The 14315-nt window shown below is 60.1% G+C and carries 14 protein-coding genes; 10 read left to right on the top strand and 4 right to left on the bottom strand.

Going from position 1 to position 14315, the window contains the following annotated elements; translation table 11 throughout:
• Positions 1 to 8: 8 nt before the first annotated feature.
• The 3 genes from SGN16_RS25350 to SGN16_RS25340 are packed head-to-tail and all read left to right on the top strand — an operon-like array spanning position 9 to position 2645.
• On the top strand, positions 9 to 1448 hold the full coding sequence (locus SGN16_RS25350) for a cytochrome ubiquinol oxidase subunit I (RefSeq protein ID WP_335945900.1): 1440 nt from the start codon (positions 9 to 11) through the stop codon (positions 1446 to 1448).
• 3 nt (positions 1449 to 1451) lie between these two features.
• On the top strand, positions 1452 to 2459 hold the full coding sequence (gene cydB / locus SGN16_RS25345) for a cytochrome d ubiquinol oxidase subunit II (protein WP_210641100.1): 1008 nt from the start codon (positions 1452 to 1454) through the stop codon (positions 2457 to 2459).
• 21 nt (positions 2460 to 2480) lie between these two features.
• Positions 2481 to 2645, top strand: coding sequence for a DUF2474 domain-containing protein (locus tag SGN16_RS25340; RefSeq protein ID WP_210641092.1), 165 nt, complete (start codon positions 2481 to 2483; stop codon positions 2643 to 2645).
• 40 nt (positions 2646 to 2685) lie between these two features.
• On the opposite strand, the gene SGN16_RS25335 is transcribed toward SGN16_RS25340, so the two are convergent.
• Positions 2686 to 3810 carry a methyltransferase gene (locus SGN16_RS25335; RefSeq protein WP_335945901.1) on the bottom strand — a complete coding sequence of 375 codons (1125 nt, stop codon included), beginning with the start codon at positions 3808 to 3810 and terminating at the stop codon, positions 2686 to 2688.
• Positions 3811 to 3991: 181 nt separating this feature from the next.
• Entirely contained in the window at positions 3992 to 4732 is a 741-nt protein-coding gene (locus tag SGN16_RS25330; protein WP_335945902.1) for an autoinducer binding domain-containing protein, read from the bottom strand.
• Between the two features lie 265 nt (positions 4733 to 4997).
• On the opposite strand from SGN16_RS25330, the gene SGN16_RS25325 reads away from it, so the two are divergent.
• Complete coding sequence (locus SGN16_RS25325) at positions 4998 to 5774, top strand: ferredoxin--NADP reductase (RefSeq protein WP_210641088.1); 777 nt, start codon at positions 4998 to 5000, stop codon at positions 5772 to 5774.
• A 67-nt stretch (positions 5775 to 5841) separates the two neighbouring features.
• On the opposite strand, the gene mscL is transcribed toward SGN16_RS25325, so the two are convergent.
• Positions 5842 to 6255, bottom strand: coding sequence for a large-conductance mechanosensitive channel protein MscL (gene mscL, locus SGN16_RS25320; RefSeq protein WP_072411386.1), 414 nt, complete (start codon positions 6253 to 6255; stop codon positions 5842 to 5844).
• 281 nt (positions 6256 to 6536) lie between these two features.
• On the opposite strand from mscL, the gene SGN16_RS25315 reads away from it, so the two are divergent.
• The 3 genes from SGN16_RS25315 to radA all read left to right on the top strand — a co-directional run bounded on the left by SGN16_RS25315 (position 6537) and on the right by radA (position 10154).
• Positions 6537 to 8078 (top strand): catalase, encoded by a 1542-nt coding sequence (locus tag SGN16_RS25315; RefSeq protein ID WP_210641086.1) that lies wholly within the window; start codon positions 6537 to 6539, stop codon positions 8076 to 8078.
• 138 nt (positions 8079 to 8216) lie between these two features.
• Positions 8217 to 8744, top strand: a complete 528-nt coding sequence (locus SGN16_RS25310) for an ankyrin repeat domain-containing protein (RefSeq protein WP_335945905.1) — start codon at positions 8217 to 8219, stop codon at positions 8742 to 8744.
• A 42-nt stretch (positions 8745 to 8786) separates the two neighbouring features.
• On the top strand, positions 8787 to 10154 hold the full coding sequence (gene radA, locus SGN16_RS25305; protein WP_003185644.1) for a DNA repair protein RadA: 1368 nt from the start codon (positions 8787 to 8789) through the stop codon (positions 10152 to 10154).
• 58 nt (positions 10155 to 10212) lie between these two features.
• On the opposite strand, the gene SGN16_RS25300 is transcribed toward radA, so the two are convergent.
• On the bottom strand, positions 10213 to 10569 hold the full coding sequence (locus SGN16_RS25300) for a PilZ domain-containing protein (RefSeq protein ID WP_210641084.1): 357 nt from the start codon (positions 10567 to 10569) through the stop codon (positions 10213 to 10215).
• Between the two features lie 157 nt (positions 10570 to 10726).
• Here SGN16_RS25300 and SGN16_RS25295 point away from each other — a divergent pair, with 157 nt between their 5' ends.
• The 3 genes from SGN16_RS25295 to yjiA all read left to right on the top strand — a co-directional run bounded on the left by SGN16_RS25295 (position 10727) and on the right by yjiA (position 14269).
• Positions 10727 to 12793 (top strand): carbon starvation CstA family protein, encoded by a 2067-nt coding sequence (locus tag SGN16_RS25295; RefSeq protein WP_339101858.1) that lies wholly within the window; start codon positions 10727 to 10729, stop codon positions 12791 to 12793.
• Positions 12794 to 12809: 16 nt separating this feature from the next.
• Positions 12810 to 13007 (top strand): YbdD/YjiX family protein, encoded by a 198-nt coding sequence (locus SGN16_RS25290; RefSeq protein ID WP_003201656.1) that lies wholly within the window; start codon positions 12810 to 12812, stop codon positions 13005 to 13007.
• Positions 13008 to 13300: 293 nt separating this feature from the next.
• The gene (yjiA, locus tag SGN16_RS25285) at positions 13301 to 14269 is read left to right on the top strand and encodes a GTPase (RefSeq protein ID WP_210645422.1); all 969 of its coding nucleotides are present in this window, start codon (positions 13301 to 13303) and stop codon (positions 14267 to 14269) included.
• Positions 14270 to 14315: the final 46 nt, after the last annotated feature.

The following is a 14315-nucleotide window of genomic DNA, read 5'->3' as shown; positions in this document are numbered from 1 at the left end:
GAAGACTTATGTTCGGTTTGGAGGCGCTCGATCTCGCCCGAATCCAGTTCGCGTTCACCATCTCGTTCCACATCCTGTTCCCGGCCATCACCATTGGCCTGGCGAGTTACCTGGCGGTGCTCGAAGGCCTGTGGCTCAAGACCCGCGACGACACCTACCGCGACCTGTATCACTTCTGGTCGAAGATCTTTGCCGTCAACTTCGGCATGGGGGTGGTGTCTGGATTGGTCATGGCCTATCAGTTCGGCACCAACTGGAGCCGTTTTTCGGACTTCGCCGGGGCGGTGACCGGGCCACTGCTGACCTACGAAGTGCTCACGGCGTTCTTCCTCGAGGCGGGTTTCCTGGGCGTGATGCTGTTCGGCTGGAATCGCGTTGGCCGTGGCCTGCACTTCTTCTCCACGGTGATGGTGGCGATCGGTACGCTGATCTCGACCTTCTGGATCCTGTCTTCCAACAGCTGGATGCAGACCCCGCAGGGCTACGAAATCATTGATGGCCGGGTGATCCCGGTGGACTGGCTGGCGGTGGTGTTCAACCCCTCATTCCCCTATCGCTTGCTGCACATGTCCACGGCGGCGTTCGTCGCGACGGCGTTCTTTGTGGGCTCGTCAGCGGCCTGGCATCTGTTGCGCGGTCGCGATACCCCGGCCATCCGCCGCATGCTGTCGATGGCGATGTGGATGGCCTTGCTGGTGGCTCCGATCCAGGCAGTCATCGGCGACTTCCATGGTCTTAACACCCTCAAGCATCAACCGGCGAAAATCGCGGCCATCGAAGGTCACTGGGAGAACGTCGGCAATGAGCCGACCCCGCTGATCCTGTTCGGCCTGCCGGATATGAAGGCGGAGAAGACCCGCTTCGCCGTGGAAATTCCTTACCTGGGAAGCTTGATCCTGACCCACAGCCTGGACAAACAGGTGCCGGCCCTCAAGGAGTTCCCGCCTGAGGACCGACCGAATTCGACCATCGTGTTCTGGTCGTTCCGGGTCATGGTGGGCCTGGGCCTGCTGATGATCTTCACCGGCCTGTGCAGCCTCTGGCTGCGTCGCAAGGATCGGATCTATCAGTCCCGACCGTTCCTCTACATGGTGCTGTGGATGGGGCCGTCCGGGCTGATTGCGATCCTGGCGGGCTGGTTCACCACTGAAATCGGTCGTCAGCCTTGGGTGGTCTACGGCCTGATGCGTACCGCCGATGCTTCCTCCGGGCACAGTTTTGCGCAAATGAGCATCACCCTGGTGCTGTTCGTCGTGGTGTATTTCGCGCTGTTCGGTGCCGGCTTGAGCTACATGATGCGCCTGGTGCGCAAGGGGCCGCAGGCCCACGAAGCCGAGCCGACCGATGGCGGCCCAGGCCAGAAGCGCACGCCGGCCCGGCCATTGTCGGCCGCCGACGACGACAGCGAAGGCGTGGACCAAACCGACCGCTCGAACAAGGGGAATTGAGTCATGGGTATTGATCTTCCGCTGATCTGGGCCGTGGTCATCATCTTCGGCATCATGATGTACGTGGTCATGGACGGCTTCGACCTGGGGATCGGCATTCTCTTCCCCTTCGTCAAGGGCGAGCGCGACCGAGACGTGATGATGAACACCGTGGCGCCGGTCTGGGACGGTAACGAAACCTGGCTGGTGCTCGGTGGCGCCGGTTTGTTCGGGGCGTTTCCGCTGGCTTATTCGGTGGTGCTTTCGGCGCTGTACCTGCCGTTGATCCTGATGCTCATCGGCCTGATCTTCCGGGGCGTGGCCTTCGAGTTCCGCTTCAAGGCCAAGGCTGAGAAGCGGCACCTGTGGGACAAGGCGTTCATCGGTGGCTCGCTGACAGCCACCTTCTTCCAGGGGGTGGCGCTGGGAGCGTTCATCGATGGCTTCGAGGTGGTCAATCGCCAGTTCGCTGGGGGCTCCTTGGACTGGTTCACGCCGTTCACGATGTTCTGCGGCCTGGCGTTGATCGCGGCCTATGCCTTGCTCGGCTGTACCTGGCTGATCATGAAGACCGAAGGCAGGTTGCAGGAACAGATGCATGACCTGGCCAGGCCGCTGGCGTTCGTGGTGCTGGCGGTGATCGGTATCGTCAGCATCTGGACACCGCTGGCCCATGCCGATATCGCGGCCCGCTGGTTCACCCTGCCGAACCTGTTCTGGTTCCTGCCGGTGCCGATCCTGGTGCTGGTGACCATGTACGGGTTGTTCCGCGCGGTGGCGCGCAACGCCAATTACACCCCCTTCATTCTGACGCTGGTGCTGATCTTCCTCGGTTACAGCGGCCTGGGTATCAGCCTGTGGCCGAATATCGTGCCGCCATCGATCTCGATCTGGGATGCCTCGTCACCGCCCCAGAGCCAGGGCTTCATGTTGGTCGGCACGCTGTTCATCATCCCGTTGATCCTGGTGTACACCTTCTGGAGCTACTACGTGTTCCGCGGCAAGGTGACCCATGATGATGGCTACCATTGATCGACCTGCGAGGTGTTGAGCATGGCCAGACCTGATTTGAAAGACATCGAAGCCGCCGAGCGTAAGCCGCTCTGGCAGCGGCTCGGCTGGCTGGTGGTGATCTGGACCGGCAGTGTGCTGGCGCTGTTTGTCGTCGCCAGCCTGATGCGGATGTTCATGAATGCCGCAGGCCTGACCACCCACTGATTTCCCTGTGGGAGCAAGCGTTGCTCCCACAGAGGACAATTCATTTCCGGGCTTTGAGAATCACGAATTTCGGCGTGGCGGCCACTTGCTCGACACCGCGGAACAATCGCGCCAGTTTGCTGTGATAGCCCAGGTGCCGGTTACCGACGATATAGAGCGCGCCGCCGACCACCAATGCTTCGCGAGCCTGCTGGAACATCCGCCAGGCCAGAAAATCACCCACCACTTGCTGTTGGTGGAAGGGTGGGTTGCACAGCACTACATCCAGGGACTGCGGTTCCTGCCCGGCCAGGCCGTCAGCGGCCCGTACGGTCACCTCGCGCTCGCCCAGGGCAGCTTGCCAGTTCTCGGCCGCTGACTGCACGGCCATGTACGACTCGTCCACCAGGGTGTAGCGGGCCTCGGGGTTTTGCAGGGCGCTGGCGATTGCCAGCACGCCGTTGCCGCAACCCAGGTCCGCGACCCGGGCCGCCCCCAGATTTTTTGGCAAATGCGGCAGGAATGCCCGGGTGCCGATGTCCAGCCCTTCACGACAGAACACATTGGCGTGGTTGAGCAGTTCGATCTTTGGCTCGTCCAGCCAATAACGCGTGGGGTAGGGCGATACGACGGGCGGCTTGGCTTGCGGCGTGGCGATCAACAGGCGGGCCTTTTTCACCGCCAGGGAGGCTTGTACCGGGCCGATGTAACGCTCCATCAGGTCGCCGGCGGCCCGGGGCAGATGCTTGACCATTGCACCGGCAATCACCTGGGCGCCGGGCGCCAGTTGGTCTTGCAGGCGAATCAGTTGCTCTTCCAGCAAGGCCAGGGTTTTCGGCACTTTGATCAGCACGCGATCGAAGGGCCCGGCCAGTGGTGCGCTGGCCGGCACCGTTGGCACCGCGTCGAAGGACCGGCCATTGCGCACCAGGTTTTTCTCCAGCGCTTGCAGGGCCAGGAATGAGTCGCTGCTGCTGATGACGTCAACCTTGCCGGCCAGGCTCGCGGCCAGGGCACCGAAGCCGTCGTTGAGCACCAGCACTCGCGCACCCACGGCCGGGTGTTGTTCGGCCAGATACGCGAGCAGGTATTCGTCGGCTGCATCGAAGGCTTGCAGGGGTTCGTTCTGCTGCTCGGGTTGGCGGATCAGGTCAAGTTGGGCGAAGGGGCTGTCGAGCAAGGGCATGGCTGGGACTCTGGAAATCAACGAATGTCCCGCTGCCTGGGTGTAGGTGTCTGGGCGGGACCGCCTGAATGAACTGCGTCGCGTGCAAGAAGCGGCATCATTCAAGTGGAGCCGTAAATGGTACGTTTTTTTGCGTTGCTTTACTCGCGGGTTTTCAAGATTGGCAATACGGGTCCACTGTTCAGATCACGTGAATATGGGCCGCCTTGGCGACTGCAGAAATTTTGTTGCTGACGTTCAGTTTTCGCATGCAACTGCAGACATGGAAATTCACGGTGCGCTCCGAGAGACAGAGGATCCTGCCCACTTCCGATGCGGTCTTCCCTTCCGCGGACCATCTCAACACTTCGATCTCTCGAGGTGACAGATGATATTTATGCGTGTCTGCGGCGGTGTCGGATAGTTTTTTACTCGCCAGTGCATGCAGCTTTCGACTGGCGAAGATGGCGTAGCCGAGGTTTCCATAATGCTCCTCGATATCGATGGCGCGATGAGTGCGGGCGAGGCTGAACAGGCTGTAATGGGCACCTTGCTCATCATGAACGGCTTGGGTCCAACCATATTTGAGCCCCTGTCGATTAAGTTCGCGCCATAACTTGGGGGCCTGGGCAAAAACGTTTTCATCCCACAGGATGGGGAGCAGGGATTGATTGCAATGTGCTATTATTGGGTCATTCGAAGCATAGCCGTTCTGTTCATAAAACCTGTCCCATCCATACGGGTAGTTGTTCAGGTTCACCTTGTTGGTGTGGTTGTCGGGGCTCCCGAGATAGGCTGCAAATGCGCAATATTCAAACCCCTGATTGTTAAAGAAATTCAGGGTCAACCGATAGGCTGTCTGCAGGTCTTTTTCACAGGATAACTTCCTCAGTTGCAAGTCCTTCCACTTGTCCATCGCTCTCTCCTGGGTTGATTCGTCCATGCGGATCCAATCCATGATGCGAACTTTCAGTGTAGGACTATTCCTAACTTGTAGTTAGATTTTTTGTTTTTGCTTACAGTCGAGTCATCACAGGAACAGTTTGTTTAATTGTTTATTTTTACAAGCATCTTAGGCTTGTATAATTCCAGTGAAAGATTTCAGGCGAGTGAGGTGGGCACTTATGACTAAATGCCACTACTCGCTATTGGTGGTTTAGCGGCTCAGTTTGCGGGACACTGTGAGCCTTGTCCCAGTGGAGTGGCTCATGACCGATAGCGCAGAGAAGTTCACCCGCCAAACCCTGCTCGACGTTCAGCCATTGACGTCTCATTTGTTTACTTTGCGTACCACCCGCGATCGCGGCTTTCGTTTTCGCGCCGGTCAGTTCGCCCGGTTGGGCGTCGTCAAGGCGGATGGGAGCACCGTCTGGCGAGCGTATTCCATGGTGTCTTCGCCCTTCGACGAATTCCTTGAGTTTTTTTCCATCGTGGTTCCGGATGGCGAATTCACCAGTGAGCTTAGCCGCCTGAAGCCAGGCGACAGTCTGCTGGTGGATCGCCAGGCTTTTGGCTACCTGACGCTGGATCGTTTCGTTGACGGGCGCGACTTGTGGCTGCTGTCCACGGGCACGGGTGTCGCGCCGTTTCTGTCGATTCTCCAGGATTTTGAAGTCTGGGAAAAATTCGAGCGGATCATCCTGGTGTACAGCGTGCGCGAGGCGCAGGAGCTGGCGTATCAAGACCTGATCAAAGGGTTGACCCAACGCGATTACCTGGCCGAGTACGCCCATAAGTTTCGTTTCATCGCGACCGTGACCCGTGAGCAACACCCCGGTGCGCTCAGCGGACGCATCACCACTTTGATCGAGAATGGTGAGTTGGAGCGGGTGGCTGGCGTCGAGCTGACGCCAGAGCATTCGCGGGTGATGCTATGCGGCAACCCGCAAATGATCGATGACACCCGCAAGCTGCTCAAGACCAGGGGCCTTCAATTGAGCCTCACCCGTCGGCCAGGCCAGGTGGCGGTGGAAAACTATTGGTAAAGCTCAATCAATCAGGCACAGCCCTTGTGGCGAGGGTGTCAGTGTCCGACTGGCATTGATGCGCCCCTCAAGGCCGCTCGTTCTGGGCCTTGAGCAGGTCGCGAATTTCCGTCAGCAGCAGTTCTTCCTTGGTCGGAACGGGCGGCGCGCTCGGGGCTACGGCCTCTTCACGCTTTAGGCGGTTGATGGCCTTCACACCCATGAAAATGGCGAATGCTACGATGATGAAGTCTATGGTGCTCTGGATGAATTTGCCGTAGGCCAGCACGACGGCTGGCGCGTCACCTTGGGCGGCCTTGAGTGTGATGGCCAGGTCACTGAAGTCCACCCCGCCAATCAGCAGGCCAATCGGCGGCATGACCACGTCGCCAACGAACGACGAAACAATTTTGCCGAAAGCGGCACCGATGATAATCCCGACGGCCATGTCGACGACATTGCCTTTGACCGCGAAGGCCTTGAACTCGCTTAGCACGCCCATGTGTTGTTCCTTGTGACAGAAAGTGGATGCTGGCAGTGTAAATCAGCCTGGCGTGTCGCGCTCGAAACGCCTGCTTACAAAGCTCCAGTTATCGACCCGGTCCCTGATGAAAAGTTTACAAAGTGCCACCAATCGCGCGCGATACGCGGTTTCAGAGCAATCCCCCACAACGTTTTTTCTATCGTGGCGGTACGGCATTTCTATTTAGGTTTTCCTTTTTCGGGCACTAGCCTCTGGATGGCGCACATGGATGCGCCCTATAACATCAGAGGAACATGCTTATGAACATCTCCCTTGGCTGCGGGACTTTTCCCCACCGCCGCGCTCTCGTTGTGCTGACCGCCAGCCTGCTGTCCTTATCCGTTAACGCGGCCACCCTGACCCGAGACAATGGGGCTGCCGTCGGCGACAACCAGAATTCGCAAACGGCCGGCCCCAACGGTCCGACCCTGCTGCAAGATGTGCAGTTGATCCAGAAGCTCCAGCGCTTTGACCGCGAACGCATCCCGGAGCGCGTGGTGCACGCCCGCGGTACCGGCGCCCATGGCACCTTCACGGTTTCCGACGACCTCAGCGATCTGACCAAGGCCAAGGTCTTCGCCGCTGGCCAGGTCACGCCAGTGTTCGTACGGTTTTCTGCCGTGGTGCACGGCAATCATTCACCGGAAACCCTGCGCGACCCCCGCGGCTTTGCCACAAAGTTCTACACGGCGGACGGTAACTGGGACCTGGTGGGTAACAACTTCCCGACCTTTTTCATCCGCGATGCCATCAAGTTCCCCGACATGGTTCATGCATTCAAGCCAGACCCGCGAACCAACCTGGACGATGACTCGCGTCGTTTCGACTTCTTTTCCCATGTTCCAGAGTCGACCCGCACCCTGACGGAGCTGTATTCCAACTCCGGTACGCCGGCCAGTTATCGTGAAATGGACGGTAACGGCGTGCATGCTTACAAGTTGGTTAATGCCAAGGGCGAAGTTCACTATGTGAAGTTTCATTGGAAAAGTTTACAGGGCCTGAAAAATCTCGATCCGAAAGAAGTTGTGAAAGTTCAGGGGCAAGATTACAGCCATATGACAAATGACTTGGTCAGTCATATTAATAAGGGCGACTTCCCGAAGTGGGACTTGTACGTTCAAGTTTTGAACCCGCAGGACCTTGCCAAGTTTGATTTCGATCCACTGGACGCGACCAAAATCTGGCCAGGTGTGCCTGAGCGCAAAGTCGGGCAAATGGTCTTGAATCGCAACCCGGCGAATGTCTTCCAGGAAACCGAACAGGTGGCGATGGCGCCGGCCAATCTGGTGCCGGGCATCGAGCCTTCGGAGGATCGTTTGCTCCAGGGGCGAGTGTTTTCCTACGCCGATACGCAAATGTACCGGATAGGCGCCAATGCCCTGCAACTGCCGATCAACGCGCCCAAGGTGGCGGTGAACAACGGTAACCAGGACGGTGCGATGAACCCAGGTAGCACCAGCACCGGCGTGAATTACCAGCCGAGCCGCCTGACGCCGCGCGAAGAACCGCAAGCGGCGCGCTATAGCCAGGCCGCGCTGACCGGCAGCACCCAGCAGGCGAAGATCCAGCGCGAGCAGAACTTCAAGCAGGCCGGTGACCTGTACCGCTCGTTCAACCAGAAGGAGCGCAATGACCTGATCGAAAGCTTCGGCGGCTCTTTGGCGACCACCGATGACGAGAGCAAGCACATCATCCTGTCGTTCCTCTACAAGGCTGACCCTGAGTACGGCACTGGCGTGGCCCGTGTCGCCAAGGGCGATCTGGCCCGGGTCAAGGCGCTGGCGGAAAAACTGAGCGACTGATCCACCTGTGGGAGCGAGCTTGCTCGCGATTCAGGCGACTCGGTCTGGCTGTACACCGCAGCGTCTGCATCGCGAGCAAGCTCGCTCCCACAGTCTTGAGTCATGGGAGACGTCATGATGGGTAAATTCTTTTTATCGATGCTCGCAATCTGGTCAATGAGTGTACTGGCCGATCAGCCAATACCCCCCGACCCGGCTGCTGTACAAGAACAGTTGCAAAACTATTATTTCGACGCCGCCCGCCGGGGCGACGTGCCGATGCTCGATACTTTCATCAAGGCCGGTTACTCGCTCAACACCCAGGATGAAAAGGGCTATACCGCGCTGATCCTGGCCGCTTATCACGGTCACGGCCCTGCGGTGGAGCGACTGCTGGCCGCCGGCGCCGATGCCTGTGCCCAGGACAAGCGTGGCAACACGGCGCTGATGGGCGCCATTTTCAAGGGTGAAGTGCAGATTGCCCGCCGTTTGTTGTCCACCGACTGCAGTCCGGACCAACGCAATGGTGCCGGGCAGACCGCGGCGATGTATGCCGGTCTGTTCAAGCGTGATGAATTGCTCGATGCCTTGAAGGCCAAGGGCGCCGACTTGCAGGCCAAGGATCCGTTGGGCAATACCGCGGAGGGGCTGGCCAAGGGTGAAATCAGAATGCCGGCCCCTCAGTGAACCTTGGCTGGGCTATCATCGCGGTTTTGACCCGGAGTTCAGATGGCCAAGGCAAAGCGCATGTACGGCTGCACCGAGTGCGGCTCGACCTTTCCCAAATGGGCCGGCCAGTGCAGCGAGTGCGGAGCCTGGAATACCCTGACCGAAACCATGGTGGAAAGCGGCGGTGCGGCGGCGCCCACCGGTCGCACGGGCTGGGCCGGCCAGCAGGCACAGATCAAGACCCTGGCCGAAGTCAGCGTTGAAGAAATCCCACGCTTTTCCACCGCGTCCGGTGAACTGGACCGCGTGTTGGGCGGCGGCCTGGTGGACGGCTCGGTGGTGCTGATCGGCGGCGACCCAGGCATCGGCAAGTCCACCATCCTGCTGCAGACCTTGTGCAACCTCGCCACCCGCATGCCGGCGCTGTATGTCACCGGTGAGGAATCCCAACAGCAAGTCGCCATGCGCGCCCGACGACTGGGGCTGCCCCAGGACCAACTACGGGTCATGACCGAGACCTGCATCGAAACCATCATCGCCACGGCGCGCCTGGAAAAACCCAAGGTCATGGTGATCGACTCGATCCAGACGATTTTCACTGAACAACTGCAATCGGCGCCGGGCGGCGTGTCTCAAGTGCGCGAAAGTGCGGCGTTGCTGGTGCGTTATGCCAAGCAGAGCGGTACGGCGATTTTCCTGGTGGGCCACGTCACCAAGGAAGGCGCGCTGGCGGGCCCGCGTGTACTGGAGCACATGGTCGACACCGTGTTGTATTTCGAGGGCGAATCCGATGGGCGCCTGCGTTTGTTACGAGCCGTGAAGAACCGCTTTGGCGCCGTTAACGAGCTGGGTGTGTTCGGCATGACTGACAGAGGCCTGAAAGAAGTCTCCAATCCTTCGGCGATTTTTCTGACGCGTGCCCAGGAAGAAGTACCGGGCAGCGTGGTCATGGCCACCTGGGAAGGCACGCGCCCGATGCTGGTGGAAGTTCAGGCCCTGGTGGACGACAGTCACTTGGCGAATCCGCGCCGGGTCACCTTGGGGCTGGATCAGAATCGGCTTGCCATGCTGCTGGCTGTCCTGCATCGACACGGTGGTATTCCGACTCACGACCAGGACGTTTTCCTCAACGTGGTCGGCGGGGTCAAGGTGCTGGAAACCGCGTCCGACCTGGCGTTGATGGCGGCGGTCATGTCCAGCCTGCGCAATCGTCCGTTGCCCCATGATCTGCTGGTGTTCGGCGAAGTGGGGCTGTCGGGCGAGGTGCGGCCGGTGCCCAGTGGCCAGGAGCGACTCAAGGAAGCGGCCAAGCATGGTTTCAAACGCGCCATCGTGCCCAAGGGCAACGCGCCGAAGGAAGCACCGCCGGGGTTGCAGATCATTGCCGTGACGCGCCTGGAGCAGGCGTTGGATGCGTTGTTCGAGTGATGCCGCGGTCCTGTGGCGAGGGGATAGATCCCCTCGCCACAAAGGGATCGGCGTTGATTCAGATCTGGATCAACGCCGCCAGCTCCCGCTCCAGCTCATCATGATCGGCCAGGTTCAGCTCCACCAATCGGCGCAGGTGGGCGATGGAGTCCAGGTCGACATGCTCGCAGACAAAGCCCAGGTGGCCGTGGTCGTCGTGGGCCAACCGAACCTCCATCTGCACTTCCACCTCATTGCTCAGGTGAATGTCGGCAATAAAGGTTTTTTCGGGATTCCCCAGCCAGGGTTCGGGTTTTTTGATCAGCAAGCCCTTGAGGGACAGGTCCAGCAGCTCTACCGGCCATTTGTATGGGGTCTGGCTCAGTTCGGTCCTGGCATGAAATTCGATTCGTACGAAGCGGCGACGATCGCTCATTACGCGTTCCCTCTGAAGATTCACTGACTATAGACCCTGCTGGCGCATCATCGTCACCATTCGGCCGCTGGTAGACGAATGTCAGGTATGGCCTTTGCTCGTGTTAGCGCTAAACTCCGATAGCTACCTTCTTGTCCACCCTGGCTGGAATATAAAAATGAAAAACAATAATAGCCTGCTGCGCCATCTACCCTGGCTACTGCTGGCCGTCGTAGGAGCGTGCGCCCTGGGCGTCGTGGCCTTGCGCCGCGGCGAACCGATCAACGCCCTCTGGATCGTCGTCGCAGCCGTGGCCATCTACCTGGTCGCCTACCGCTACTACAGCCTCTTCATCGCCAACAACGTGATGCAACTCGATGCGCGTCGGGCCACCCCCGCCGTGCTCAACAACGATGGCCTGGACTATGTCCCGACCAACAAACACATTCTCTTCGGCCACCACTTCGCGGCCATTGCCGGTGCGGGGCCGCTGGTCGGGCCGGTGCTGGCGGCGCAGATGGGCTACCTGCCCGGCACGCTCTGGCTGATCGCCGGCGTGGTGCTGGCCGGTGCGGTGCAGGACTTCATGGTCCTGTTCCTGTCCACCCGCCGCAACGGGCGCTCCCTGGGCGACATGGTCCGTGAAGAAATGGGCCGCATCCCCGGCACTATCGCGCTGTTCGGCTGCTTCCTGATCATGATCATCATCCTCGCGGTGCTGGCGCTGATCGTGGTCAAGGCCCTGGCCGAGAGCCCATGGGGCATCTTCACCGTGATGGCGACCATCCCGATCGCGATGTTCATGGGCATCTACATGCGCTACATCCGTCCGGGCCGCATCGGGGAAATCTCGCTCATCGGCGTGCTGTTGCTGCTGGGCTCGATCTGGCTGGGCGGGCAGATCGCCGCCGACCCGGTCTGGGCCAAGGCTTTCTCCTTCACCGGGATCCAGATCACCTGGATGCTGATCGGCTACGGTTTTGTCGCGGCAGTGCTGCCGGTGTGGCTGATCCTGGCGCCGCGGGACTACCTGTCGACGTTTCTCAAGATCGGTACCATCGTCGCCCTGGCGATCGGCATCCTGGTCACCATGCCCGAGCTGAAAATGCCGGCGCTGACCCAGTTCACCGACGGCACCGGGCCGGTGTGGAAGGGCGGGCTGTTCCCGTTCCTGTTCATCACCATCGCCTGCGGCGCGGTCTCGGGGTTCCATGCGCTGATCTCGTCGGGCACCACGCCCAAGCTTCTGGATAACGAAGTCAATGCCCGCTACATCGGTTACGGCGGCATGCTGATGGAGTCCTTCGTGGCGATCATGGCCATGGTCGCCGCTTCGGTGATCGAGCCGGGTGTGTACTTCGCCATGAACAGCCCGGCGGCGATCGTCGGCGGTGACGTGGTGGCCGTGGCGCAGACCGTCAGCAGTTGGGGCTTTGCCATCACGCCTGAGGCGCTGCAAGCGGTGGCCAAGGACATCGGCGAAACCACCGTGCTGGCCCGTGCTGGCGGTGCGCCGACCCTGGCGGTCGGGATCGCGCAGATCCTGCACTCGGTGCTGCCAGGTGAGAACACCATGGCGTTCTGGTACCACTTCGCGATCCTGTTCGAAGCGCTGTTCATCCTTACCGCAGTGGACGCCGGTACCCGTGCCGGGCGGTTCATGCTGCAGGATTTGCTCGGCTCGTTCGTGCCTTCGCTCAAGCGCACCGAATCCTGGCCGGCCAACCTGATCGCCACCGCCGGTTGTGTGGCGATGTGGGGCTACCTTTTGTACCAGGGCGTGATCGATCCGCTGGGCGGCATCAACACCTTGTGGCCGCTGTTCGGCATCTCCAACCAGATGCTGGCCGGTATCGCCCTGATGCTCGCCACCGTGGTACTGATCAAGATGAAGCGCCAGCGCTACGTCTGGGTGACCATGCTGCCAGCGGCCTGGCTGCTGATCTGCACCACCACGGCAGGCCTGATCAAGCTGTTCGACGCCAACCCGGCGATCGGCTTTTTGGCCCTGGCCCGCAAATACAACGATGCCCTGGCCGCCGGCCAGATCCTGGCCCCGGCCAAGAGCATCGAGCAGATGCAGCACGTGGTGTTCAACGCCTACACCAACGCAACGCTGACGGTGTTGTTCCTGTTCGTGGTCTTCAGCATCCTGTTCTACGCGCTCAAGGTTGGCATCGCCGCCTGGGGCACCAAGGAACGCACGGATAAAGAAGCGCCATTCCAGGCCGTGCCGGACGCCTGAAACGAGGATTGCAACGATGTTCAATGACTTGAGTCGCCTCGGTAAATACCTCGGTCAGGCCGCGCGCCTGATGGTCGGCATGCCCGACTACGACAACTACGTCGAGCACATGCAAACCAAGCACCCGGACAAACCGCTGATGGACTACGAGGCGTTCTTCCGCGAACGCCAGGAGGCCCGTTACGGTGGCAAGGGTGGGCCCAAGTGCTGTTGAAGCACCGCTTGGGTTGAGGTAACTCTTGTGGGAGCGGGCTTGCTCGCGAAGGCGTAGTGTCAGTTGCGATCATGTCGGCTGACCTACCGCTATCGCGAGCAAGCTCGCTCCCACAGTTGTTTTTGGGTGGTCTCAGAGTTTGCATACGCCACAGAAACCCCTTGTGGGAGCGAGCTTGCTCGCGATGGCGTCGGGTCAGGAGCATCGATGTCGGCTGACCTACCGCTTTCGCGAGCAAGCCCGCTCCAACAGGGGTTTGTGCTTTTCTTTAATTTCGAAACAGGAGAACCATGTTGTCCTCTCCCATCCCGGTCACCATCCTCAGCGGCTTCCTCGGCGCCGGCAAGACCACGTTGTTGCGCCATCTGCTCAAGGCCGAGCATGGCCTGAAAATCGCCGTGATCGAGAACGAATTCAGCGATGCCGGCATCGACACGCAACTGCTCGGCGACGAGCCGGTGCAAGTCATGACCCTGGCCAACGGCTGTGTGTGCTGCACCATCCATACCGACCTGACCAAGGCCCTTTACCTGCTGCTGGAGCGGCTGGACAGTGGTGAGATCGCTTTCGATCGCCTGGTCATCGAGTGCACCGGCCTGGCTGACCCGGCCCCGGTAGCCCAGACGTTTTTCATCGACGAGGACCTGCGCGAGCGCTACATCCTCGATGGGATCCTGACCCTGGTGGACGCCGCTCACGCCGATGTCCACCTGGCCCAGGCCATCGCCCAGGCTCAGGTGGGGTTCGCCGATCGCCTGCTTTTGAGCAAGACCGACCTGGTGGACGCCGCCCAGGTCGAGGCCCTTGGCGAGCGCCTGACGCGCATCAACCGACGGGCGCCGATCAGGGTGGTTGAACACGGCAAGATCGATCTGGCCGAACTGCTCGATATCCGTGGTTTCAATCTCAATGCCGACCTGGGCGCGGGGTTCAGTTTGCGCCCGGTCGGCAAGGCAACCCCAGGTGACCGCATCAGCAGCCTCGTGCTGCGCACCGACAAACCGCTGGATATCGACAAGCTCAGCGAGTTCATGAACCAGTTGCTGGAAGCGCATGGCAAGCAGTTGCTGCGCTACAAGGGCGTGTTGAACATCGCCAATGAACCCCGGCGATTGGTGTTCCAGGGCGTGCTCAAGCTGTACGGTTTCGATTGGGACACTGAATGGGCCCCGGATGAGCCGCGGGAAAGCGTTATCGTATTTATCGCCGACGAGCTGCCCGAGGAAAAAATCCGCGCAGGCTTCGACGCCATCCTACTTTGACGACGCTTTGCCTGCGACCATCGACAATGTGCGGCTAAAGAGCATC

Source organism: Pseudomonas sp. G166 (genome assembly GCF_037027455.2).
In the GTDB taxonomy this organism is placed as follows: Bacteria; Pseudomonadota; Gammaproteobacteria; order Pseudomonadales; family Pseudomonadaceae; genus Aquipseudomonas.
The sequence above is the reverse complement of the archived record's forward strand: the minus strand, read 5'-3'. Positions and strand labels throughout refer to the sequence as shown.